This window comes from Rhizobium sp. 01N424 (assembly GCF_056399485.1).
The window spans coordinates 399,011-422,222 of the sequence record NZ_JBFTRK010000002.1; the positions used below are offsets into that span (position 1 = coordinate 399,011).

The window sequence follows — 23,212 nt, forward strand, 5'->3', positions numbered from 1 at the left end:
GCCAGCCTCATCCGCGGGTTGATATTTTCTTCTCAGGCGGCTGCCGCGGCCTTGATCTCATCCACAGCCATCACTTCAGGTTGAGGCTTGGCGGGCGCGTCGGTGCCGACGATCGCCTCGATGCCCGAACGCGGCACCGGCTTGCCGAACAGGAAGCCCTGCACCTGCAGGCACCCTTCCCGGCGCAGGAAGTCGATGTGATCTTCATTCTCGACACCTTCGGCCAGAACCGGGATGTCGAGACTTGCGGCCAGGATCAGCGTCGAGCGGACGATTGCCGCCGACTGCTTGTTGGTGACGACGCCATCGACGAAAGCGCGATCGATCTTGATCTTGTCGAAGGGGAAGCTCTGCAGTGTCGAAAGCGACGAGTAGCCGGTCCCATAGTCGTCCATCGCCACTTTGATCCCCAGCGCCTTCAGCCGGCGGATCGCATGCAGCGCGTGCTGGTGGTCGGCGATGATGCCGGATTCGGTGATTTCGATTTCCAGGCGCGAAGCCGGAAGCCCGGTCTGCAGTAGGATCTCATGAACGATCTGCGGCAGCCGGGGATCGCTCAGTTGCTGCGGCGCGACGTTGACGGCGATGCGCAGCGGGTTCTTCCAGGTCGCAGCCTCCGCGCAGGCGGCTCGCATCACCCATTCGCCGAGCTCCAGAATGAAACCGTTACGCTCGGCGATCGGAATGAATTCCATCGGCGCGATATAGCCGCGCACCGGATGCTTCCAGCGCAGCAAGACCTCGAAGCCAACGACCTCGCGCGTCACCGTATCGTTCTGCTGCTGGTAGAACAGTTCGAACTCCCGGCGCCGCAATCCTTCACGCATCTCGATTGCAAGCGCGTTCCGCTCGCGGGAGATCTGATCCATCGAGGCATCGTAGAAGCAGATGCTGTTGCTAGAGGTCGATTTCGCCCGGTACATGGCAATGTCGGCCTGCGACAGCAGATCATCGATCGTGGTTGCCTGTCCCGGGAAGGTCGAGACGCCAACGCTGGTGCCGACGCAGAGCGTCTGCTCCTCCCAGGAAACCGGCTTGGCGATCTCGTCGATGATCCGTTGCGCCAGGCCAGTGGCATCGGCGCGGATGAAATATTTGTGCATCACAGCCACGAACTCGTCGCCGCCGACGCGGGCCATGAACTGGCTGTCGTTGCTGAGCAGCATCAGCCGCTCGGCAACCGTCCGCAGCACGGCGTCGCCGGCCGCATGGCCGTGAACGTCATTGATTTCCTTGAAGCGGTCAAGATCGAAGGAGAGCACGGCGATATTCGCGGTCATGTCCTTCGGCCGTTTCGTCAGTGCCGCGAGATGCTCGTTGAAGGCGGCGCGGTTGGGCAGATTGGTCAGCGGATCGTGCAGCGACAGATGGCGATAGCGCTCGACGGCCGCCTGGCTGGACTGAATGTCGATGACATAGGTCGAGGCACCAAGCGCGAGGATAACCACCATGACTGCGACGACGAGGCCGGTCATGATGTTGACCGAGATCAGCTCTCCCGCAACCGGAATGGCGCTGTCGGGAACGATCGTCAGGCCAGCCATGCCGGTAAAATGCGTCAGCACGATCGCCAAGATCAGCGCCAGGCCGGAGCCGTGCTTGCAGAACCGGGTGACCGGACGCGCGACGCGATTGGTGGCTACGGCGCCGAAGGCCGCGGCCAGCACCAGCGAGGTCAGGACATAGGGCTGGCTCCAGACCATGTGGCCCGCAACCTTGTATCCGGCGATCCCGACATAATGCATGCAGGCAATACCGAGGCCGACGATCGCCCCGCCCGCTTCGACCAGCATGGTCTTCGGCGTGCTGGCGGCAACGGTGAAACCAATGATGCTGGCAGCGATGCCGATGAACAGCGAGATCAGGGTGAGTTCGGGCTCATAGCCGTTCATCGCCGGCGACTGATAGCCGAGCATGGCGATGAAATGCGTCGTCCAGATCGTCGATCCGCCGACGAAGCCGGAGAGAAACAGCCAGTTGAATTTCTGCAGGCCCTCTGTGCGCCGTACCCGGGTGAAAAGCCGCATCGTCAGCAGTGAGCCCAGAACGCAGATCACGGTCGCGAAAAGGAGATGCGACAGGCTGTGTTCGACTGTGATGCAGGAGATGATACGCAACATGATTGAGACCGCGATTGAAACCGTGATCACCTATATGTATTCGCATAGTAGGATTCATTAATTGGCGTTTTAATTGCGATTCATTGGTTAAATAACCGTCAGATTTTACAACCGCGCAAAAGAAAGCCACAACCACAGGAGCAAAGGACGCGCCCGGCCCTGCCGAGCTTGCGTTTCAGCCGGACTTATACTATAGCGCACGCGTCCGCACAGACACCCTTGGAGGCAATGCGGATGAAGCTTCCCAAAAAGGTGCTTCCAGTCAAAGGACGGCATATGCCGGACTTCGACTCTCCATATAACCTCGAAAGGAATAGCCATGAGCCACGAAACTTACGAGCTCAAGGCCGAGGCGCGCGAACGGGTTGGTAAGGGGTCCGCCCGTGAACTTCGCCGCAACGGTTTGATTCCCGCTGTCATCTATGGTGACAAGCAGGCCCCGATTTCCATTACGCTCAACACCAACGAGGTGACGAAGCGTATCCATGCCGGCGGTTTCATGACCACCGTTGCCACGATCGACCTCGGCGGCAAGAAGTACCAGGTTCTCCCGAAGGACTACCAGCTCGACCCGGTTCGTGACTTCACGATGCACGTGGATTTCCTCCGCGTTTCCGGCAACACGCAGGTTACCGTTGAGATCCCGGTTCACTTCATCAACGAAGAGAAGTCGCAGGGTCTCAAGATCGGTGGCGTTCTCAACATCGTTCGTCACGAAGTTGAAGTTCACTGCCCGGCCAATGCCATCCCGGAATTCTTCAATGTCGACCTGAGCGGCAAGAAGATCGGCGACAGCATCCACATCTCGGAAGTTACCCTTCCGAAGGGTGTCACCACGGTTATCGACCGTGACTTCACGATCGCCACCATCGTTGCTCCGGCAGCTGGCGTCGAAGAAGACACGTCTGAAGCCGAAGGCGGCGCTGAAGCCTGATAAGCTTCCTATCAATTTGTAAAGCATAAGGCCCGCTTCCTTCCCGGAAAGCGGGCCTTTTCATTTGCTGGCTACAACCGTTTCAGCAAGCTTTAACACATTCATGGAAGCATTCTCCCCAAAGTTATTGCCATATCGCCGTATATTAGAAGGCGGCCGAAGAAGAAGCGGCCGGGGAGAAAACGGAACAATGAATAATTCCGTTGAAAATAGATTTTTTGCGATTGTCTGCGGTGCGCTACTTGTTTTTGTCGCGCCGCTTTTTGTGCTTTTTCTCTTCCTCTCTTCAGAACGCGCCGACAAGGAAATCCGCGACCACATCTCCGTCCTTCTGGTTGCCAACTCCCAGGCGCTCGCCAAGCCGCTCTGGGATCTCGACGAAGACAGCGTCACGCAGATTTCTGCGACGATCGTTTCCCAAGGTGCCATCGTCAAGGTCGAGGTCCGCGACCAGTCCGGCCAGCTTGATATCACCCAGAGCACCATTCCGAAGTCGTTCAGCGGCGAGCTGGAGCAGGTCTCACGTGCCATCATCTACAACAATGTCGACGGTCCGAAGAACCTCGGCAGCATCTCCGTCTACTATCCGAAGCTCGGCCTCTTCTCCGGCCTGAAGCATGAGGAAGTCGTCTTCATCTCGATCTTCATCTTCGCCGTTCTCGCCGTTTTCGGCAGCGCGCTGATCGGCAACCGCATCTTCGTCATCCACCCGCTGATGCGCCTCATTGCCGCGATCGAGGCCACCAGCCAGCTCGGCTCGCGCCATCACGTCGACTGGCAGTCCGGTGACGAGATGGGCCGCCTCGCCAGCAGCTTCAACGACATGCAGACCAAGCTGGAGCGCGAGGAAAAGGAGCTGAAGCTCGCCCATCGCCGTGCCACCGACATCTACGACCTGACGCCCGCCATGCTCTTCTCGCTCGACGAGGACGACCGCATCACAGCCGTCAGCGATTACTGGCTGGTCGCCACCGGCTACAGCCGCACTGACGCCGTCGGCCGCAAGTTCGCCGATCTCGTCATGCCGGATACCCGCGACATCTTCCTGTCGCGCAGGAACACTGCCGAGGAAGGTGCGCTCGACGTCACGGTCAAGTTCAGATGCGCCGACGGCCGCGTCATCGACGTGCTGATCCTGGAATCCAACGCCGCGACCGGCGGTACCGACAAGCTGTCGCTGTCGGTCATGACCGACGTGACCGAGCTCAAGGCCTCCGAAGACCGCAACCACCGCCAGGCGATCACCGACCACCTGACGGGCTTCTTGAACCGCCAGGGCTTTGAAGCCGTGCTCGACCGCAAGATCGCCGAGGCGGATGCCGCGGGCCAGGAGCTTGCATGCCTGTTCGTCGATCTCGACCGCTTCAAGTGGATCAACGACAATATGGGCCATGCCGAAGGCGACCGGGCGCTGCGCGAGCTCGTTGCCCGCTTCAAGACCCATCTCGCCCCATCCGACGAAGCCGCCCGCCTTGGCGGCGACGAATTCGCCATCCTGCTGCCGGCCGCCGATGCCGAGAAGCGGGCGCGGGCGATGTGCGATCAGATCGCCACGATCTTCGACACGCCTTTCGGCCCCGACTTGCATCTGAGCGCCTCCGTCGGCGTCGCCATCTATCCGCGCCATGCGGCCAATGCGGCGGAACTGCTGCAGAAATCCGACATGGCGATGTATGCCAAGAAGCGCGACGGCAAGAACGGCGCCCGCCTGTTCGACAACGCGATGCTCGATACCGCCCGCAGCCGCGCCGAGATCGAAAGCTGCATCGAGGCCGGCCTCGCCGAGGACTGGTTCGAAGCCTACCTGCAGCCAATCGTCGGCCTGACCCACGGAAACATCGCAGGCTTCGAAGCGTTGATGCGCCTCAACCACCCGCAAAAGGGTCTGATGCCTCCGGCCGAGATCATCAACGTCGCCGAAGAGACAGCCAAGATCGTCCGCATCGGCAACGTCATCATGGAGAAGGCGATCTCCAACCTCTCCCGCATCTCCCGGATCACCGGCATGCAGGACACCTATCTGGCGATCAATTTCTCGCCGCTGCAGTTCGAGCCCGCCCTGCCCTCGCGTCTGGCCGGTCTCCTCGGCCGCCATGGCATCCGTCCCGAACGCATCGTCGTCGAGATCACGGAGGCCGTGCTGATGCACGACAACCCGCAGATCCGAATGATCGTCACGGAGCTGCGCCGCTTCGGCTGCCGTATCGCGCTGGATGATTTCGGCACCGGCTACTCGTCTCTGAGCTATCTCAACCGTTTCCCGGTTGATATCATCAAGATCGATCAGTCCTTCACCCGCGCCATCAACGAAGGCAACGACGATGTCGGCATGAAGAGCCGGATGCTGATCGAGGCGATCACCACGCTGTCGCACAAGATGAACTGCACCGTGATTGCCGAGGGCATCGAGACCGAAGAGGAATGCCGGACGCTGCAGCAGATGGGGCTGGATTATGGGCAGGGCTATCTCTTCCACCGGCCGCAGACCGCAGCGCAGCTGATCGAGAAGCTGAGCGGCGTCATCCCCTTCGTGGCGCGTGCGTCATAGACCAACGAACATCAGGAGTTATGCGATGAAAAAGCTGCTGCTTCTCGCCTTCCTCATCCTGCCTGCCGCAGCCTCCGCGCAAACGGTGTCCTTCACGACTGAAGACTACGCACCTTTCAACTACCGCGACGGCAAGGTCATCAAGGGCGCCACCGTCGAGCAGGTCGAGAAGGTGATGGCCGATATCGGCGTCGATTACACGATCGAGATGATGCCCTGGGCCCGCGCCTACACGCTGGCGCAAAGCACGCCAATGACCTGCGTCTTCGCCACAGCCCATAACGGCCTTCGCGATCCCCTGTTCAAATGGGTGGAGCCGCTGCTCATCGACCGCAACATCCTGATCAAGGCCAAGGACTCCGCTGTCACCGCCGACAATCTGGAAGAAGCCAAGAAGTACCTGGTCGGCACCTGGCGCGAGGACTACACCGAGACGACGCTGAAAGAGAAGGGCTTCCCCAAGCTCGATATCGCCAGCGATTTCAATGCGACGATGCGCAAGCTGCTGGGCGGCCGCATCGACATGATGCCGATCTCGGAACTCTATTTCGACAAGCTGAAGCAGGATCAGCCGCTGGAGATGGTGACGGTGCTTTCCAGCCAGCCGATGGGCATCGCCTGCCAGAAGGACTTTCCGGACGATCTCCTGCGCAAGATGCAGGCCTCGCTCGACAAGCTGATTGCCGACGGCACGCAGAAGCAGATCTTCCTGAAATACGGCCTCAACCTGCTGCAATGACAGGCTGCTCCAGCCTTAGCGCTTGACTTCATGCCCGTTTCGCGGTGGTGAAACGGGCATCGGATTTTCAAGGAATGGATTGGCCCATGCTGATCATCGCGGGTCTCGGCAATCCCGGCAGCAAATATGCCGGCAACCGCCACAATATCGGTTTCATGGCCATCGACGCCATTCACCGCCGCCACAGCTTTTCGCCCTGGTCGAAGAAGTTCAAGGCCGAGATATCGGAAGGCGAACTCGACGGCGAGAAGGTGCTGCTGATCAAGCCGCAGACCTACATGAACCTGTCGGGCGAATCCGTCGGCGAAGCCATGCGTTTCTACAAGCTGCAGCTGTCCGATCTCGTCGCCATCTATGACGAGCTGGATCTGGCGCCCGGCAAGGCGCGGCTGAAGACCGGCGGCGGCCATGGCGGGCACAACGGCATCAAGTCGCTCGACGCCCATTGCGGCCGCGAATACCGCCGCCTGCGCCTCGGCATCGGCCACCCCGGCGTCAAGGAAATGGTTCAGCATCACGTCCTCGGCGATTTCACCAAGGTAGACCAAAGCTGGCTGGAGCCGCTGCTGGACGCGCTGGCCGACAATGCCGGCATGCTCGTCCGCAACGAGGATTCGCAGCTGATGAACAAGCTGGCGCTTGCCACCGGCGGCAAGGCGGAAGAGGAAAAGCAGAAGGCGGAGAAAAAGCCGGTGGCCAAATCCCACATCCATCAGGCCCGCAACCACAACCAGCCGAAGATCCTGCCGGCCAGCGGCCCGATGGCAGAGATGCTGAAGAAGCTGCTCGGCAACAAGGGCGACTGATCGGATGAGCACGCCGCTCGCGATCCGCGTAGCCGAGGCCAGCGATCTCCCTGCCCTGCTTGGCCTCTATGCCGAGCTCAATCCGGCCGATCCGCCGATCGATACGGCCATTGCTACCGAGCGCATGAACGCGATCCTGGTGCAGCCGGGCATGCGCATCTTCATCGGCTTTGCCGGAAAGGTGGCCGCCGCCACCGTGACACTCGTCGTCGTCCCCAATCTCACCCGCAACGGCGCGTCCTACGCGCTGATCGAGAATGTCGTGACCGGTGCTGACCATCGCAAACAGGGGTTTGGCGCGGCACTGATCGCCCACGCGATCGACGCAGCCTGGGACGCCGGATGCTACAAGGTGATGCTTTTGACAGGCTCGAAGGATCCGGCAACGCTGCGCTTCTACCAGCGCTGCGGCTTCGCGCAGGACAAGATCGGCTATCAGATCCGGCGCCCGGCAGAACGCTGACCTCAGAACAACCCGGTCTCGTGCAGCCGGTAGAGAAAGAGGTTCCACAGCGCCGAAAGCCCGCTGTCGATCATCCAGGCGACAGCACCGGAGGCACCCGGCGAAAACAGCATGACCAGCAATCCGCCGGCAGTGCTGAGCATCACCGAGATGCGGAAGTTCTTGAGACTGTCCAGCCGGTAGTAACCGTTGTCGTCATATTCGGTGCCGAACAGCAGGTCGGGAAGATCGTAGCCACTCGAAAGCGGCAGATCGAGCAGCGGCCGGTCAGTGATACGGTCCGGCAGCACGTTGAACACCGCCCGACAGACATGGCCGATGGCACCGAGCAGCGCAAAGATCGCCGCCGCCACGAAATAATGCCAGGTCGCCGCTTCCGCAGGCATCTCGAGCCTCCGCCGTTTCCGCCATTCTGCCGGAAAACCTCGGACATTCGATTAAGGAGGCTGGTTAAGAGATCGCCAAGCTACTCTTCGGGCTCGGCCGTCAGCATCAGCGGGAATCCCGCTTCCTTGGCATAGTCCATCGCCTCCTTGACCTTGGTCTCGGCAATGTCCTTGGTGCAGACGACCACGACGCTCGACCCGAGCTTGTGCGCCGTCAGCATGACGCGATAGCCGGCCTCCTCGCTCATCCGGAACACGGCCTTCAGCACCATGGTCACGAATTCGCGCGGCGTATAATCGTCGTTGAACAGAATGACCTTGTAGAGCTTCGGCTTGTCGAGCTTCAGCTTCGTCTTGGTTTTCGGTGTCAGGACAACATCATTGTCACTCATCGGAAGTCTGCCGTTATCACATGGGAAAGATGCGCCTGATCGCGATCAGCTATACGCAATCATTTATGTGGCCGTAGAAGTCTGCAGTTCAAGCCCGAAGCAGTGAGAAGTGCCACAGCCTTCTTGTCGAAGCTGACGAAAGTCTCGCTACCGAGACGCCTGCCGTCGAGGGCGATGAGACCATCGGCGAAATCGCCGCCCCGCTCCATCATGTTTAATCCCGCCTCGACGGCAACCCGGTCCATAAGAAGCTTATCCGTTTCAAGAAGACGCCTCACAAACGCCTGCAACGGCTCTCTTCCGACCCTATAGCGGCTTCGCAGAACCCATATTGCTTCGCAGATTGCGACAACAGGTACAACAACCCGGCTGGCGCTGGCCAAGGCATCCTGCGCTTGCTCCGTCTCTCCGGTGTCATCTTCGATCACCAAGCGCAACAGCACGTTCGTGTCGATGACAACCGTCATCGCCTGTTGGCCCACCCGTCAGCAATCGCTTCGTTGATTTCGTCAATGGTAAGATGCACGCCTGCCTCGTTCTTGATCATCCCAAATAGGGATTCGATCGGCAGCTTGCCTGAAATCGCATGGAGTGTTGCCTGACGCTGCGGTTGAAGATTGACGTCGATCTCATCGCCCGGGCTAATGCCCAGGTGATCGAGCACCTCCTTCTTCAGCGTGATCTGTCCCTTGGCGGTCACTTTCAAGCGAACCATAGACTTCTCCTTCTCTTTTAAAGTAAGGCAAATCTGCCTTACCGGCAAGGTTGATGCCTCGCGGATCATTGCAAGTCTTGACCGCGGGGCGCCATTCCCCCATAGGCAAGGCAACGATTTTAGCGAATACGGACATTCAGCCATGGGCTTCAAATGCGGTATCGTCGGTCTGCCGAATGTCGGCAAGTCGACCCTTTTCAACGCGCTCACCAAGACGGCAGCGGCGCAGGCGGCAAACTATCCGTTCTGCACCATCGAGCCGAACACCGGCGAAGTCGCCGTTCCCGACGCGCGCATGCAGAAGCTGGCAGCGATTGCCGGCTCCAAGGAAATCATTCCGACGCGCATCTCATTCGTCGATATCGCCGGCCTGGTGCGCGGTGCGTCGAAGGGTGAAGGCCTCGGAAACAAGTTCCTGGCCAACATCCGCGAAGTCGATGCCGTGGTGCACGTGCTGCGCTGCTTCGAAGACGACGACATCACCCATGTCGAGGGCCGCATCAATCCGGTCGGCGATGCCGACACGATCGAGACCGAGCTGATGCTCGCCGACCTCGAGAGCCTGGAGCGCCGCGTCGAGCAGACCCGCAAGCGCGCCGCCAGCAAGGACAAGGATTCGCTGGCCCAGCTGCCGGTAATGGAAGCCGTCATCAAGCTGCTCAACGAGGGCAAGCCGGCACGCCTTCTCTTGAAGACGCTGGCACCGGAAGAGATCGAGATCCTCAAGGGCCTCAACCTGCTGACCTCGCATCCGGTCCTTTACGTCTGCAACGTCGCCGAGGCGGACGCCTCCACCGGCAACGAGCACACCAAGGCCGTTGCCGAGATGGCAAAGCAGCAGGGTGCGGAATGCGTCGTCATCTCTGCCGCGATCGAATTCGAAGTCGCGCAGCTGCCGGAAGAGGAATCGAAGGAATTCCTCTCCGCGCTCGGCCTGGAAGAGGCCGGTCTCGACCGCCTCATCCGCGCCGGCTACCACCTGCTCGACCTGATCACCTATTTCACGGTCGGTCCGAAGGAAACGCGCGCCTGGACGATCGTTCGCGGCACCAAGGCGCCTGCCGCCGCCGGCGTCATCCACACCGATTTCGAACGCGGCTTCATCCGCGCCTTCACTATCGGCTATGACGACTACATCAACTTCAAGGGTGAAGTCGGCGCCAAGGAAGCCGGCAAGGGCCGCGACGAAGGCAAGGAATACGTTGTCGCAGACGGCGACGTGATCCACTTCCGCTTCAACACCTGATCAAAAAGCACACTGCCGCCTCATGCGGGCGGCAGTCGCCTTGCCAGCGCGGCCGGCAACGCATTGACCACCCGCCGCCTGAGCGGCATCCAGCCAGTGCCGATGACAAGCACGATGACGCCAATGACCAGAAGCGTCGCGAAGACGTAGGTGTCCATCGCCCAGTGTCCCTGCTGGAAAATCCCGTAGATCGCAAAACCGAGCGACAAGAGCCCCGACGTCACGAAGGCACGCCGGTCGATGATCAGGCCGATCAGCATCAGAACCGCCACCGTGCAGACGACCAGTGGCGTCTTGATCGACACGGTCTGCGCCAGTTCCGTCAAGCCGCCGTTGAAGAGTGACAGCGATACGATGCTGTAAAGCAGCGCCGGTGCCGCCCCCATATGCAGCCAGAAGGCAATGTCCGATCGCGTGGTAACGCGCTTGACGTCGCTGAGATCGAAACGCAGCGACGTCGCGAAAAGCGCCACGGCGCTGGCGATGCTGATCCACGAGACGATCGCCGGATGATTGACGAGAAGCAGCTCATCGCCGCTCGCCCACACCAGGCCGCGAAGGACGATCGACAGCACCATCGCAAATGCCGAAGCGATGCAGAGTGCCAGCGACAACGGAACTCGGTAGCGCAGGTAGTAGAGGCCGAACGCGGCGCAAGAAATTGCCGTCAGCCCCGTCGTCCCGATGCCGCTCGAAAACACGGTGATGCCGCCCGGCCACCACACGCGCGCCAGACTGAAAGTCGCGCAGGAAAGCGCGATCGTCAGCGCCACGGCAGGAAGCGCCAGCCGCTGGCGGCGCACCAGAATTTCAGACAGTACGATGATCGCCGGGATGACCGCAAAGATCGTCACCAGCCCCCAGAGGCCGGCAAGCGCGACAACGATACCGATGGTGATCAGAACGTCGTGAAACCCGCGAATGAAGCGCGGTGTCTCGGTGTCCGACCATGCGGCATCGGCGATGACGCCATCCGCCGGCGCTGGTGCAGCCACGGTCACGCCGCGTGCCACCAGAAACGGCAGTAGCCGGGCGCTGGCATCGCCGGAAATCAAACCCTCGCGCTCCGCATCCGATAGCACCGACCGCAATTCGCTCATCCAGGTTTATCCTCTTGGAAACGTCGAGTTGGACGTTATGCTATTTTAAGTAGCTGTCACTTCCTAGAGCGCAGGCATCCGCATGTCAGAAGACAAACTGGTATTTGAAGATTTCGCGCCGGGCCGCAGCTTCCCGCTCGGCCCGATCCCTGTAACATCAGAAGAGATCATCGAATTCGCCACCGAATTCGATCCGCAGCCGATGCATATGTCCGAAGCTGGTGGCAAGGCGAGCATCCTCGGCGGGCTCGCCGCTTCCGGCTGGCACACGTCGGCTTTGTTCATGCGGATGATGGCCGAGGGTTATCTCTTGAACTCCTATTCGCAGGGTGCCCCCGGTATCGACATCATGGAGTGGAAGAAGCCGGTGTTATCTGGTGATACGCTCTCCGGACGCTCGATCGTGCTCGAATCCCGCCTGATGCGCTCGCGCCCCGGCATCGGTATTGCGCGTTTCAAGCACGAGATCGAAAACCAGCGCGGTGAGCTCGTCTGCTATTCGGAGAACTGGATCATGTTCAGCACCCGCGAAGCGGCGGAGGCACGCCCATGAGGATGACCGAGCTCTATGCCATTGGCCAGAAGGTCGAGATCGGCAGCTACACCTTCACCGAGGAGCGCATCGTCCACTTCGCCACCCGCTTCGATCCGCAGCGCTTCCATGTAGACCGCGAGGCCGCCAAGGACACGCTGTTCGGCGATCTCTGCGCCTCCGGCTGGCACAATTGCGCCGCCTGGATGCGCACCTTCCTGGACTACTGGATGGCGCAGAGCGTCCGGCTGGCGCAGGAGGGGCTCGCCGCCCCGAAGCTCGGCCCCTCGCCCGGCTTCGAAAATCTGCAATGGCTGAAGCCGGTCTTCGTTGACGAGACGGTCGCCTATTCGGTGACCTTCCTGTCCAGCCGCCCGCTGGCATCGCGCCCGGGCTGGCACCTGAACAAGATCCTCAACGAAGGCATCAATCAGGACGGCATCCCGGTGATCCGCTTCGAAAGCAGCGTCCTCGAATTCGAATAGGACAAGCCGGGCGTCAGTGCCCGGCAAACTCCACCAGCGTGTGAACGTCAACGCCGAGCTCTTCGAGCTTCTTGCGGCCGCCGAGATCCGGCAGATCGATCACGAAGCAGGCGCCGACCACTTCGGCGCCGATCTGGCGCAGCAGCTTCGTCGCGCCGACCGCCGTGCCCCCGGTCGCGATCAGATCGTCGACGAGGATCACCTTCTCGCCCGGCTGCACCGCATCGCGATGCATCTCCATTTCATCGACGCCATATTCCAGGCTGTAGGCGATCCGCACCGTCTCATGCGGCAGCTTGCCCTTCTTGCGGATCGGCACGAAGCCTGCGGACAGCTGGTGGGCCACGGCGCCGCCGAGAATGAAGCCGCGAGCCTCCATGCCGGCGATCTTGTCGACCTTCAGACCGGCATAGGGCTGCACCAGCTCGTCGACGGCGCGGCGGAAGGCGCGCGGGTTGCCGAGCAGCGTGGTGATGTCGCGAAAGATGATGCCGGGCTTCGGATAATCGGCGATGGAGCGAATGCTGGCGGCAAGCTCCGAGGCAATGTTGTTCATGGAAAGTCCGTCTGTCTGCGAGGGCACAAAGAGGCTGTACCCTATCAATTGCCACTCCCGGAACCAACAAAAAAGGCGGCCCGGAGGCCGCCTTTTGCTTATTCGAACGAGAACCGCTCAGTGTTCCTTGCTGGCATAGACCGAGCGCTTCGTCAGGTAGATGAGGCCCGAGAAGATCAGCAGGAAGACCATCACCATGAAACCGGTGCGCTTGCGCTCTTCGAGATGCGGCTCGGCAGCCCACATCAGGAAGGCCGAAACGTCGCGCGAATACTGATCCACGGTCTGCGGCGAACCATCGTCATAGGTGACCTGGTCGTCGGAGAGCGGCTTCGGCATGGCGAAAGCAGCGGCTGCGTGGAAGTACGGGTTATAGTGTGCACCAGCCGGAACCTGGAAGCCAGCCGGCGGATCCTGGTAACCCGTCAGCAGCGAGTGGATGTAATCCGGGCCGCTTTCCTGGTACTGCGTGAAGATGTCGAAGACAAACTGCGGGAAACCGCGCTCGACTTCACGTGCCTTGGCGAGCAGCGACATATCCGGCGGGGCAGCACCGTTGTTGGAGGCCGCAGCCGCTTCCGGGTTCGGATATGGCGACGGGAAATGGTCGGACGGAACAGCCTTGCGGGTGAACATTTCACCGCTGGCATCAGGGCCGTCCTGCACTTCGTAGTTGGCCGCGAATGCCTTCACCTGCGCATCCGAGTAACCGAGGTTGCTCAGCATGCGGAACGGAACGAGGTTCATCGAGTGGCAGGCGGAACAGACTTCGGTATAGACCTTCAGGCCGCGCTGCAGCTGACCCTTGTCATAGTGACCGAAGGGACCAGCGAAGCTCCACTTTTCCTCGGTCGGCTCCTTCAGGGGATAATGAGGCGTCGCTTCCTCGTGATGAGCAGGCGCCGCGCCAGCCGCAGGCGCCGCGTCTTCGGCAAGAGCAGCACCGGCGAAGGTGGCTGCAATTGCGAGCGACAGAATGCTTGTAACAAGCTTTTTCATGTTTTTAATTCCTTCCGCCGCTCGGTTATGCCTTGGCCGCAGACTTGTTCTTCTTCTCGAGCACCGCTTCGGTGATCGAGTTCGGAACGCGCAGCGGTGTCTCGACAAGACCCAGCACCGGCATCGCCACCAGGAAGAAGGCGAAGTAGAGGAGCGTGCAAATCTGCGAGATGGTGGTGAAGAGACCTTCAGCCGGCTGGGAACCAAGCCAGCCGAGGATGATCGCGTTGATCACGAACAGCCAGTAGAACAGCTTGTACCACGGACGGTAGACGGCCGAACGGACCTTCGACGTATCGAGCCAGGGCAGGAAGAACAGCACGATGATCGCGCCGAACATCACCAGAACGCCGCCGAGCTTCGAGTCGATCGGGCCGACATTGAAGGTAATCGAGCGCAGCATCGCGTAGAACGGCAGGAAGTACCATTCCGGAACGATGTGAGCAGGCGTCTTCAACGGGTCAGCCGGGATGTAGTTGTCGGCGTGGCCGAGGAAGTTCGGCAGGTAGAAGACGAAATAGGCGTAAACCAGCAGGAAGATCGAAACGCCGAGCGCATCCTTGAGGGTCGCGTAAGGTGTGAAACGGACGGTGTCCGTCTTCGTCTTGACTTCGACGCCTGTCGGGTTCGTCTGGCCGGTCACGTGTAGTGCCCAGATGTGCAGGATAACAACGCCTGCGATCATGAAGGGCAGCAGGTAGTGCAGCGAGAAGAAGCGGTTCAGCGTCGGCTGATCAACGGCAAAGCCGCCGAGCAGGAACTGCTGGATCCATTCGCCGACCAGCGGGAAGGCCGAGAAGAAACCGGTGATAACGGTCGCGCCCCAGAAGGACATCTGACCCCAGGGCAGAACGTAGCCCATGAAGCCGGTTGCCATCATCAGCAGGTAGATGACGACGCCGAGGATCCAGAGGATTTCGCGCGGCGCCTTGTACGAACCGTAATAGAGGCCGCGGGCGATGTGCAGGTAAACCGCAACGAAGAAGAACGATGCGCCGTTGGCGTGCATGTAGCGCAACAGCCAGCCGTGATTGACGTCACGCATGATCTTTTCAACCGAGTTGAAGGCGATCGACGTGTCGGCGGCGTAGTGCATGGCAAGCACGATGCCGGTCAGGATCTGGACGATCAGCATGACCGAAAGCATGGCACCGAAGGTATAGGCATAGTTCAGGTTACGCGGAACCGGGTATGCGACGAAGCTGTCATAAATCATACGCGGCAGCGGAAGGCGCGCGTCGATCCATTTTTCCAAGCCGGTTGATGGCTCGTAGCTGGAATGGCCACTCATGTATCAGTCTCCCCTCAACCGATCTTGATCTTAGTGTCGGACACGAACGAAAAGGTCGGAATAGCCAGGTTCTGCGGCGCAGGGCCTTTACGGATACGGCCGGCCGTATCGTAGACAGAACCATGGCAGGGACAGAACCAACCGTTGTATTCGCCGGCCTGGCCGAGCGGTACGCAACCGAGGTGGGTACAGGTACCAACCATGACGATCCAGTTTTCCTTGTCCTTGCCGGCGGAGCGATCGAGGTCGGTCGCCTGGGCATCGGGAGCAAGGTTGGCATTGCGCGCAACCGGGTCCTTGAGGTCGGCCAGCGGCGTATCCGCAGCAGCCTTGATCTCTTCCGGCGTACGATTGCGGATGAAGATCGGCTTGCCGCGCCACTTGACGGTCAGCGACATGCCGGGCGTTAGGCTCGTGACATCGACTTCGATCGAAGCCAGTGCCAGCGTCGATGCGTCCGGACGCATCTGATCGACGAACGGCCATGCAACCGCAACGGCGCCGACAGCACCCGCCATACCAGTGGTGAGATATAGGAAATCACGGCGAGTGGGCTCTGATGAAGCCCCGCTTGTCGTATCGTGTTCGCTCACGGCTAAACCATCCTCTGCGCAATTTTCGCGGAATTCCGCCCTGCCCCTCTCAGCGACGAATCTGTTGAAGACACAATTCGGCCACAGACTCCCCACCAATCCGGCGCGTTCTATGCTTGATCGCAAATTATGTCTACCCTTGACAAGGGGCTGACGGCACAATGTCGCGGGAAATTTCAGATGAAATTTTCAAGTCAATCCGCAGGCTTCGCGGGATTGGAGGGCGCTGGAGCCTCTGCTCTAGACCACCTTGGCCTCACGTCCGCCCGTACCCTCGCCGGTGCCGTCATCGGCGGCGAGGAACCCGCCGGACTGCCGGGCCCAGAGTTCGGCATAAAGCCCGCCCTTGGCAATCAGCGCCTCATGCGTGCCTTCCTCAATGATTCGCCCCTGATCGACGACGATCAGCCGGTCGAGTGCGGCGATGGTCGAGAGCCGGTGAGCGATCGCCAGCACCGTCTTGCCGTCCATGATGCGGTTGAGGTTCGACTGGATCGCCTCCTCGACTTCGGAATCGAGCGCCGAAGTGGCTTCGTCGAGCACCAGGATCGGCGCATCCTTCAGCATGACACGGGCAATCGCGATACGCTGACGCTGGCCGCCGGAAAGCTTGACGCCGCGCTCGCCGACATGGGCATCGAAGCCCTTGCGGCCGTTCTGGTCCTGCAGCCTGTCGATGAAACCCATGGCTTCGGCGCGCTTCGCCGCCTCGATCAGCTTGCCCTCGCCCGCATCTGGGCGGCCGAACAGAATATTGTCTCGCACCGAGCGGTGTAGCAGCGATGTATCCTGGCTGACGACACCGACCTGCATGCGCAGCGTCTCCTGGCGCACGGCGGCAATGTCCTGGCCATCGACGAGAATGCGGCCGCCCTCGACGTCGTACATCCTGAGCAGCAGGTTCACGAGCGTCGATTTTCCGGCACCTGAACGCCCGACGATACCGACCTTTTCGCCGGGTGCGACTGTCAGCGAGAAGTTGTCGATCACACCCTTGCTCTTGCCGTAGTGAAACGAAACGTTCTCGAAGCGGATGCTCGGCTCGCGGATGACCAGTTCCCTCGCATCCGGCTGGTCGACGAGACCGAGGGGTTGAGAAATCAGCTCCGCGGAATTCTGGATCGTGCCGAGATTGCGCATGATGCCGTTGAACTGCGTCATTAACCGGCCCAGCAGGAAGTTCAGGCGCAGCACCAGCGCCAGCGAAAAGGCGACGGCACCGGAGCTGACGAGTCCCCGCAGCCACAGATCGACGCTGAGACCTGCCATGGTCACGATCATCAGGCCCGACAGCAACGCCATCGAGGCGCGTACGCCGGTGATGAAGCGCGTGAAGCGCAGCGCCGTTTCCTGATAGATATCGAAGCCCTGCCGCATGTAGCGGTCGCTTTCCTCGTCGCGGGCAAACAGCTTCAGTGTCTGGATATTGCTGTAGGAATCGACCATGCGGCCGTTCAGCATCGACGCCGCCTCGGCCGTTTCGCGGGAGTGGAAGCGGATGCGCGGAACGAAATAGCGCGCCAGCACGCCAAAGGCGACGATCCAGAAAAACACCACGGCCGCGAGCGAGAAATCGAGCCTCGCAACCAGCACCAGCGTCGCCGCCGCATAGATACCGACGAACCAGACGCTCTCCATCAGCGACGTCACGAGATCGCCGACCGCCTGCCCCGCCGACCAGACCTTTGAAACGATACGGCCGGAAAAATCGCTCTGGAAGAACTGCAGCGACTGGCGCGACACATGCAGATAGGACTGCCAGCGGGCCAGATTGTAGAAGCCCGGCGTGATTACCTGCTGATCGACCAGCGCGATCAGGAAGGCGACGACGAAGCGCACGATGCCGATCAGCGCCAGCATGCCGAAGAGCTCGGCGCCGTGATCGCCAAGCAGTTTGCTCCAGCCGTCGCCGGGCTTGATGGTGCTCAGGATATCGACGAGACGGCCGACGAACCAGAAGAGCGCCGCCTCGATCGCCGCCGACATTCCGCCGAGCACGAGCATCGCAATGAAGGGCCATCGTGCCTGGCCGATGTAGAACCAGATGAAGCCCAGCGTCGAACGCGGCGGCTGGATATTATCCCGCTGACGGAAGGGGTCGATCCACGTTTCGAACAGGTTGAGAATGGGGCGCAGCAACATGATTGCCGATATAGGCAAAAACCCAGGACCGGCAAAGAGTAACGGCGGCTGACACAACCTTATATTTTGGTAATATTCGATAATATCGGCGTGAGGCGTGTTGAATGCCGCTGACCTCGCCACAATCTCGGAGTACAATCGCCGCTCAACGGAGACATCCAGGCATGGAAACGAAAATGCTGAGAGTGCATATTCCGCTTCCAATTGCGGAAAGGCTGATGGCCGCCGCCGAACATCTCGGGATCGAGCACGACGCGATCGTCAGCGAGGCCGTCGCCGTATGGCTGGAGCGCGAAGAGGAACGCCGCCTGCTCGACCTGCGCACGCTTGCCAGCGCCAACACCATGTTCATCGTCGAGACCCACCGCATCCGCGACTGGGCGGATAGCCTTTAGCCGTCGCCCAGAATGTGCGGCAGGTCGCGCTTCACGTGCAGGACGCGCAACACCGAAACCTCGGTGCTGGTCGCCAGATAGTACGCTCTCACATCTTCGAAATCCGCGACCGGCCAGGACCGCAACCCTGCCAACGCCGGGTTGTCGAAAAACTTGGGAGCGCCGGCCCGAGGATTATCCAGCAAATGCGTGAGCGAGTTCTCGACGGAGTGCAAAAATCGATTGGCAAGCGCCTCGCCGCCCTGCTCCGCGAAATACACGGCTTGCGCAAGAATATCGCGGCGCGCGGCAGGCTTGACGACGAGTTTCACCGCAGCTTCTTCTCCTGCTGCGCTGCGAGCAACTGCGCGGCCTCCTTTTTCAGATCGGCCCAGAACTCGGGCGTGACTTCAGCCCCCTCACCTGATGCGAGACCTTCCAGAAGAAGCGCTTCCAGGCGAGCGTCGTTTTCGCGCGTCTGCGCGTCTCGAATAAGGCTGCGGAAATATTCGCTGACATTGCCATAGCCTTTGCTTGCCATCTGGCTTTCGACAAAGGTTTTCAGGCTGTCAGGCAGTGAAATCGTCACGGTCGCCATCACGCTCTCCTTGGAAGCAAAGATAGCACGTCTTCTTAACTGTTCTCAACAGTTAAGAAGCCCTCCCGGCTTCCGCCGGAAGGGCTCTCTCATTTCACTCGGCAGCGGCGTCGGCCTCTTCCTCGTGATCGGCCAGGAAGCCGCCGGACTGGCGGGTCCAGAGGTCGGCATAAATGCCGCCCTCGCCGACCAGTTCGCTATGCGAGCCGGACTCGATGATCTTGCCCTTGTCGAGCACGATCAGCCGGTCCATCTCGGTCAGCGTCGAGAGGCGGTGGGCGATGGCGATCACCGTCTTGCCCTGCATCAGCGCGAAGAGGTTTTCCTGGATCGCCGCCTCCACTTCGGAATCGAGAGCCGAGGTTGCCTCGTCGAGCACCAGGATCGGCGCGTCCTTCAGGAAGACGCGGGCGATCGCGATACGCTGGCGCTGGCCGCCCGACAGTTTCACGCCGCGCTCGCCGACCTGCGCATCCAGTCCCTTGCGGCCATGCATGTCAGAAAGCCCTTCGATGAACTCCCACGCATTCGCCCGCTTCGCCGCCTCGATCACCTCCGCATCCGTCGCATCCGGACGGCCGTAGGCGATGTTGTCGCGGATCGAGCGGTGCAGCAGCGACGTATCCTGCGTCACGACACCGATCAGCGCCCGCAGGCTTTCCTGCGACACGGCAGTGATATCCTGACCGTCGATGGTGATACGCCCTGCTTCCAGGTCGTAGAACCGCAGCAGCAGGTTCATCAGCGTCGTCTTGCCGGCGCCCGAGCGGCCCACCAGACCGACCTTCTCGCCGGCCTTGATGTCGAGCGACAGGTTCTCGATGACGCCCTTGCCCTTGCCGTAGTGGAAGCCGATCCGCTCGTAGTGGATCGCCCCACGCTTGGCCTGCAGGACCGGCGCACCCGGCAGATCGGTGATGTCGTGGTTCTTCGTCATCATATCCATTCCGTCATAGACGGTACCGATATTCTCGAAGAGCGCCGACACTTCCCACATGATCCACTGCGACATGCCGTTGACACGCATCGCCAGGCCAATGGCGATGGCAATGGCGCCGACCGAGATCTCGCCGTTCAGCCAGAACCAGATCGACAGGCCCGAAATCACGAACAGCGCGATGCAGTTGTTCATGTAGACCGACATGTGGAACAGCGTCACGCGGCGCATCTGCGCATGCACCGTCTGCAGGAATTCGTCCATGCCTTCCTTGGCATAGCTCTCCTCCCGCCCGGCGTGCGAAAACAGCTTCACGGTTGCGATGTTCGTATAGCTGTCAACCACACGCCCCGTCATCATCGAGCGCGCATCGGCCTGCTGCTTGGCGATCCGGCGCAGCCGCGGCACGAAATAGGAGACGATGCCGACATAGACGCCGAGCCAGACAAGGATCGGGATCATCAGCCGCCAGTCAGCCGCAGCGATCACCACGATCATCGAGATGAAATAGGTGACGACATAGACGAAGACGTCGAGGATCTTCATCACCGTTTCGCGCACGGCAAGCGACGTCTGCATCACCTTGGTGGCAACGCGTCCGGCAAACTCGTTGGCGAAGAAGGTCATGCTATGACGCAGCAGGAAGCGGTGCATCTGCCAGCGGGCGATCATCGGATAGTTGCCGAGCAGCACCTGATGCATGATCAGCGAGTCGATACCCGCTGCCAGCGGCAGGCCGATCAGGATCAGCGCGCCCATCCAGGCGAGCCTTTGCCACTCGTTCTGCATGAAGGTCGCCTTGTCGGCGTTGCCGAGCCAGTCGACGATATCGCCGAGGAACTGGAAAAGCGCCACTTCGCCGACAGCGATCAGCGCGGTGAGGACCGCCATGATCGCAAGCCAGGGTGCCGCCGGCTTCGTATAGTGCCAGCAAAAGGCGAAAAGCCCCGTGGGAGGCGCCACAGGCTCCTCGCTGGGGAAGGGATTCAACCGCTGTTCGAACCAGCCAAACATGAAAATGCTCCGGAACCGTACCGTTCCGTCTCCCGGCCCGCGCAAATCCGCGCTTGAGCACATATGGGAACCGGACGTTCAAGGGGCGAGGCCACAACAGCCGCGCAATGGATCAATGGGGGATTTTGAGAAAGCTTTTGCGCGTCAGGAACGCGCCATCACCAGCGGTCGGATGACGGCCGGAAGGCGCGTGAGCAGCAAAATATTCATGTCGGCCTCCCTGCTGGCGTTTGAAGATGTGCACCGATAACGCGAAAATCGCCAAATTTCCAGCTGAAAATCGGCGGAAATTGAACATTTCAGGGTCAAAATGCGTCCTGTTGCGTTCAAAACACACATGTTCTAGGGCTGGCACGCCCTTCCCGGAGATAGCGATGACCGACCTCAGACTGGCGCTCTACCAGCCGGACATTCCCGGCAACACCGGCACGATCCTGAGACTCGCCGCCTGTCGCGGCTTTGCCGTCGATATCATAGAGCCAGCCGGCTTCGACATATCGGACCGCAATCTGAAGCGCTCCGGCATGGACTACATCTCATCGGCCGCCCTCACCCGCCATGTCAATTTCGACCGCTTCGAGGAATGGCGCGCAACCACGGGGCGCCGCCTGATCCTGGCATCGACCAAGGCTTCCAGCCCCTACACCAGCTTCACCTTCCGGCCCGATGACATCCTGCTCTTCGGCCGCGAAAGTGCCGGCGTACCCGATCACGTCCATGACAAGGCCGACGGGCGGCTCCTCATCCCGATGGTCGAGGGACAGCGCTCGATCAACGTCGCCGTCTCCGCCGCGATGATAACGGGAGAAGCGATGCGGCAGACGGTTTGGAGCTGAAGCTCCGGGCCCGCTTCGGCGAAATCTTGGGGCGATATTGCCATCGCCGAGTAATGGCCAAGGAACCAGTTTCCCGAAAGCCGTAACGTGAGCCACCCCTGCTGGAGAATTTTCTGTTGTAGCAAATAGAAAACCTGATTTACTGCGGTTTCGCTGCTTGGCTTTGAGGGGGATCTTGCCGATGGAGTGGACCCGCAGGACTATTTTGCATGGGGGCATGGCATTACTTGCAGCGGGCGCGGTTCAGCGCCCGGCATTTGGCGCCGCCGCCTCGTATTTTGCCGGAACCGCCGTCGATAACGGCATAACCTATCAAAGCACCAACTTCGCCAAGATCGACAGGCGCTGGCAGCGCAAGGTCGTCAAGTATTTCAGCACTGAGCCGATCGGCACCGTTGTTGTCGATACCCGGCACCACTTCCTCTACCTGATCATGGAAAACAAGACGGCGATCCGCTACGGCGTCGGCGTCGGCCGCGAGGGTTTCAAGTGGTTCGGACGCGCCACGATCGACCGCAAGGCGCTCTGGCCACGCTGGACGCCGCCGCCGGAGATGCGCAAGCGCCATCCGGAACTGCCGGAATTCGTGGCCGGCGGCTCGCCGAAGAACCCGCTCGGGCCACGCGCCATGTATCTGCTGCGTGATGGCGTCGATACCGGTTACCGTTTCCATGGCACGCTGGAGCCTTGGAGCATCGGCAAGGACGCCTCGAGCGGCTGCATCCGCATGTTCAACGAGGATGCCATCGACCTCTATCAGCGCTGCCCGATCGGCACCGCGGTGCAGGTCCTGCCGCATATTGCCGATCAGGCAGAGCCTGCAGCCCAGGTCAGCCAGACAACCCCGGTCGAATGAGGAAATCACCAGATGCCTTTCAAGACCGGATTTGCCGGCCGCCTCGCCGCCACAGCCATGCTGATGGCCCTCGCCTCATGCACCACGAGCAACATCGCCTCGGTGGAGGAACCTGCACCAACGCCGATGACCGGCAAGACCAATGACCCCGCCCCCGGCTTCGAGACGGTCGCGGCGGGCAGCGAGGAGGACTTCATCCTCAATGTCGGCCGCCGCATCTATTTCACCCAGGATTCCGCCACGCTCGATTCCGTTGCGATGGCAACGCTGGACAGCCAGGCCGCCTGGCTGAGCCGCAACCCAGCATGGCTGATCAAGCTGCAGGGTTTTGCCGATGATTCCGGCTCCGAATCCAAGATGCAGACGCTGTCGCAGAAGCGCGCCGATGCCGCCATGGCCTACCTCGTCTCGAAGGGCGTCGATGCCAAGCGGATGTGGGCCAAGGGCTACGGCAAGGACCGCGAGGTTCGCGACTGCACGGATCGCTCCTGCAAGGTGCAGAACCGCCGCGTCGTGACCAATTTGCGCAAGGAACCGGACGCCGTCTGAC

Annotated in this window: 27 protein-coding genes; 12 read left to right on the forward strand and 15 right to left on the reverse strand. The window is 60.7% G+C overall.

What is annotated here, in order from left to right; all coding sequences use genetic code 11:
* Positions 1 to 32: 32 nt before the first annotated feature.
* Positions 33 to 2,120: a bifunctional diguanylate cyclase/phosphodiesterase gene (locus tag AC1DNK_RS07675; protein ID WP_477940292.1), complete on the reverse strand. Its 2,088-nt coding sequence runs from the start codon at positions 2,118 to 2,120 to the stop codon at positions 33 to 35.
* 319 nt (positions 2,121 to 2,439) lie between these two features.
* Between AC1DNK_RS07675 and AC1DNK_RS07680 the strand changes: the two genes are divergently transcribed.
* The 5 genes from AC1DNK_RS07680 to AC1DNK_RS07700 all read left to right on the forward strand — a co-directional run bounded on the left by AC1DNK_RS07680 (position 2,440) and on the right by AC1DNK_RS07700 (position 7,610).
* Positions 2,440 to 3,054 (forward strand): 50S ribosomal protein L25/general stress protein Ctc, encoded by a 615-nt coding sequence (locus tag AC1DNK_RS07680; protein ID WP_112386270.1) that lies wholly within the window; start codon positions 2,440 to 2,442, stop codon positions 3,052 to 3,054.
* Positions 3,055 to 3,244: 190 nt separating this feature from the next.
* On the forward strand, positions 3,245 to 5,602 hold the full coding sequence (locus AC1DNK_RS07685) for an EAL domain-containing protein (protein ID WP_477940294.1): 2,358 nt from the start codon (positions 3,245 to 3,247) through the stop codon (positions 5,600 to 5,602).
* A 25-nt stretch (positions 5,603 to 5,627) separates the two neighbouring features.
* Positions 5,628 to 6,341: a substrate-binding periplasmic protein gene (locus AC1DNK_RS07690; RefSeq protein WP_477940296.1), complete on the forward strand. Its 714-nt coding sequence runs from the start codon at positions 5,628 to 5,630 to the stop codon at positions 6,339 to 6,341.
* Positions 6,342 to 6,427: 86 nt separating this feature from the next.
* The gene (gene pth / locus AC1DNK_RS07695) at positions 6,428 to 7,147 is read left to right on the forward strand and encodes an aminoacyl-tRNA hydrolase (protein WP_477940298.1); all 720 of its coding nucleotides are present in this window, start codon (positions 6,428 to 6,430) and stop codon (positions 7,145 to 7,147) included.
* A 4-nt stretch (positions 7,148 to 7,151) separates the two neighbouring features.
* A complete protein-coding gene (locus AC1DNK_RS07700; protein ID WP_477940300.1) occupies positions 7,152 to 7,610 on the forward strand; it encodes a GNAT family N-acetyltransferase in 459 nt (152 codons plus the stop codon).
* A 2-nt stretch (positions 7,611 to 7,612) separates the two neighbouring features.
* On the opposite strand, the gene AC1DNK_RS07705 is transcribed toward AC1DNK_RS07700, so the two are convergent.
* From AC1DNK_RS07705 to AC1DNK_RS07720, 4 genes are all read right to left on the reverse strand, one after another.
* Positions 7,613 to 7,996: a hypothetical protein gene (locus AC1DNK_RS07705; RefSeq protein WP_112386266.1), complete on the reverse strand. Its 384-nt coding sequence runs from the start codon at positions 7,994 to 7,996 to the stop codon at positions 7,613 to 7,615.
* 80 nt (positions 7,997 to 8,076) lie between these two features.
* Positions 8,077 to 8,388 (reverse strand): ATP-dependent Clp protease adapter ClpS, encoded by a 312-nt coding sequence (clpS, locus tag AC1DNK_RS07710; protein ID WP_112386265.1) that lies wholly within the window; start codon positions 8,386 to 8,388, stop codon positions 8,077 to 8,079.
* Positions 8,389 to 8,447: 59 nt separating this feature from the next.
* Positions 8,448 to 8,855 carry a type II toxin-antitoxin system VapC family toxin gene (locus AC1DNK_RS07715; protein ID WP_477940301.1) on the reverse strand — a complete coding sequence of 136 codons (408 nt, stop codon included), beginning with the start codon at positions 8,853 to 8,855 and terminating at the stop codon, positions 8,448 to 8,450.
* Positions 8,852 to 9,172 (reverse strand): AbrB/MazE/SpoVT family DNA-binding domain-containing protein, encoded by a 321-nt coding sequence (locus AC1DNK_RS07720; RefSeq protein ID WP_442207811.1) that lies wholly within the window; start codon positions 9,170 to 9,172, stop codon positions 8,852 to 8,854. Before AC1DNK_RS07720 ends, AC1DNK_RS07715 begins: the two co-directional genes overlap by 4 nt.
* Positions 9,173 to 9,245: 73 nt before the next feature.
* Here AC1DNK_RS07720 and ychF point away from each other — a divergent pair, with 73 nt between their 5' ends.
* On the forward strand, positions 9,246 to 10,349 hold the full coding sequence (ychF, locus tag AC1DNK_RS07725) for a redox-regulated ATPase YchF (RefSeq protein WP_477940303.1): 1,104 nt from the start codon (positions 9,246 to 9,248) through the stop codon (positions 10,347 to 10,349).
* 20 nt (positions 10,350 to 10,369) lie between these two features.
* Here ychF and AC1DNK_RS07730 read toward each other — a convergent pair whose 3' ends face one another.
* Entirely contained in the window at positions 10,370 to 11,449 is a 1,080-nt protein-coding gene (locus tag AC1DNK_RS07730; protein WP_477940305.1) for a hypothetical protein, read from the reverse strand.
* An 82-nt stretch (positions 11,450 to 11,531) separates the two neighbouring features.
* Here AC1DNK_RS07730 and AC1DNK_RS07735 point away from each other — a divergent pair, with 82 nt between their 5' ends.
* Together AC1DNK_RS07735 and AC1DNK_RS07740 are read left to right on the forward strand one after the other, a co-directional pair.
* Complete coding sequence (locus AC1DNK_RS07735; RefSeq protein WP_477940307.1) at positions 11,532 to 12,002, forward strand: MaoC family dehydratase; 471 nt, start codon at positions 11,532 to 11,534, stop codon at positions 12,000 to 12,002.
* Positions 11,999 to 12,466, forward strand: coding sequence for a MaoC family dehydratase (locus AC1DNK_RS07740; protein WP_477940309.1), 468 nt, complete (start codon positions 11,999 to 12,001; stop codon positions 12,464 to 12,466). The genes AC1DNK_RS07735 and AC1DNK_RS07740 overlap by 4 nt, the downstream gene beginning before the upstream one ends.
* 13 nt (positions 12,467 to 12,479) lie before the next feature.
* On the opposite strand, the gene AC1DNK_RS07745 is transcribed toward AC1DNK_RS07740, so the two are convergent.
* From AC1DNK_RS07745 to AC1DNK_RS07765, 5 genes are all read right to left on the reverse strand, one after another.
* Positions 12,480 to 13,022: an adenine phosphoribosyltransferase gene (locus AC1DNK_RS07745; RefSeq protein WP_112515742.1), complete on the reverse strand. Its 543-nt coding sequence runs from the start codon at positions 13,020 to 13,022 to the stop codon at positions 12,480 to 12,482.
* 117 nt (positions 13,023 to 13,139) lie between these two features.
* The gene (locus AC1DNK_RS07750; protein WP_477940311.1) at positions 13,140 to 14,021 is read right to left on the reverse strand and encodes a cytochrome c1; all 882 of its coding nucleotides are present in this window, start codon (positions 14,019 to 14,021) and stop codon (positions 13,140 to 13,142) included.
* Positions 14,022 to 14,046: 25 nt separating this feature from the next.
* Complete coding sequence (locus AC1DNK_RS07755) at positions 14,047 to 15,312, reverse strand: cytochrome b (protein WP_112386256.1); 1,266 nt, start codon at positions 15,310 to 15,312, stop codon at positions 14,047 to 14,049.
* A 14-nt stretch (positions 15,313 to 15,326) separates the two neighbouring features.
* Positions 15,327 to 15,905 carry a ubiquinol-cytochrome c reductase iron-sulfur subunit gene (gene petA, locus AC1DNK_RS07760; RefSeq protein ID WP_112515740.1) on the reverse strand — a complete coding sequence of 193 codons (579 nt, stop codon included), beginning with the start codon at positions 15,903 to 15,905 and terminating at the stop codon, positions 15,327 to 15,329.
* A 240-nt stretch (positions 15,906 to 16,145) separates the two neighbouring features.
* Positions 16,146 to 18,047 carry an ABC transporter ATP-binding protein gene (locus tag AC1DNK_RS07765; protein WP_477940313.1) on the reverse strand — a complete coding sequence of 634 codons (1,902 nt, stop codon included), beginning with the start codon at positions 18,045 to 18,047 and terminating at the stop codon, positions 16,146 to 16,148.
* 164 nt (positions 18,048 to 18,211) lie between these two features.
* Here AC1DNK_RS07765 and AC1DNK_RS07770 point away from each other — a divergent pair, with 164 nt between their 5' ends.
* The gene (locus tag AC1DNK_RS07770; RefSeq protein WP_112386253.1) at positions 18,212 to 18,442 is read left to right on the forward strand and encodes a CopG family transcriptional regulator; all 231 of its coding nucleotides are present in this window, start codon (positions 18,212 to 18,214) and stop codon (positions 18,440 to 18,442) included.
* Here the strand turns inward: AC1DNK_RS07770 and AC1DNK_RS07775 are convergent.
* The 4 genes from AC1DNK_RS07775 to AC1DNK_RS07790 all read right to left on the reverse strand — a co-directional run bounded on the left by AC1DNK_RS07775 (position 18,439) and on the right by AC1DNK_RS07790 (position 21,325).
* Positions 18,439 to 18,753 carry a type II toxin-antitoxin system RelE/ParE family toxin gene (locus AC1DNK_RS07775; RefSeq protein WP_477940315.1) on the reverse strand — a complete coding sequence of 105 codons (315 nt, stop codon included), beginning with the start codon at positions 18,751 to 18,753 and terminating at the stop codon, positions 18,439 to 18,441. The two genes, AC1DNK_RS07770 and AC1DNK_RS07775, sit on opposite strands and share 4 nt — an antisense overlap.
* On the reverse strand, positions 18,750 to 19,019 hold the full coding sequence (locus AC1DNK_RS07780; RefSeq protein ID WP_477940317.1) for a ribbon-helix-helix domain-containing protein: 270 nt from the start codon (positions 19,017 to 19,019) through the stop codon (positions 18,750 to 18,752). Before AC1DNK_RS07780 ends, AC1DNK_RS07775 begins: the two co-directional genes overlap by 4 nt.
* Positions 19,020 to 19,113: 94 nt before the next feature.
* Positions 19,114 to 20,970: an ABC transporter ATP-binding protein gene (locus AC1DNK_RS07785; RefSeq protein WP_112386250.1), complete on the reverse strand. Its 1,857-nt coding sequence runs from the start codon at positions 20,968 to 20,970 to the stop codon at positions 19,114 to 19,116.
* Positions 20,971 to 21,082: 112 nt separating this feature from the next.
* Positions 21,083 to 21,325 (reverse strand): hypothetical protein, encoded by a 243-nt coding sequence (locus tag AC1DNK_RS07790; protein WP_310294359.1) that lies wholly within the window; start codon positions 21,323 to 21,325, stop codon positions 21,083 to 21,085.
* A 19-nt stretch (positions 21,326 to 21,344) separates the two neighbouring features.
* Here AC1DNK_RS07790 and AC1DNK_RS07795 point away from each other — a divergent pair, with 19 nt between their 5' ends.
* The 3 genes from AC1DNK_RS07795 (at position 21,345) to AC1DNK_RS07805 (ending at position 23,211) form a co-directional block, all read left to right on the forward strand.
* Positions 21,345 to 21,806, forward strand: a complete 462-nt coding sequence (locus AC1DNK_RS07795) for a tRNA (cytidine(34)-2'-O)-methyltransferase (RefSeq protein ID WP_477940318.1) — start codon at positions 21,345 to 21,347, stop codon at positions 21,804 to 21,806.
* Positions 21,807 to 21,987: 181 nt separating this feature from the next.
* Entirely contained in the window at positions 21,988 to 22,662 is a 675-nt protein-coding gene (locus AC1DNK_RS07800; protein WP_477940319.1) for a L,D-transpeptidase, read from the forward strand.
* A gap of 12 nt (positions 22,663 to 22,674) precedes the next feature.
* Positions 22,675 to 23,211 (forward strand): OmpA family protein, encoded by a 537-nt coding sequence (locus AC1DNK_RS07805; RefSeq protein ID WP_310294355.1) that lies wholly within the window; start codon positions 22,675 to 22,677, stop codon positions 23,209 to 23,211.
* The last annotated feature ends 1 nt before the right edge of the window (position 23,212 follow it).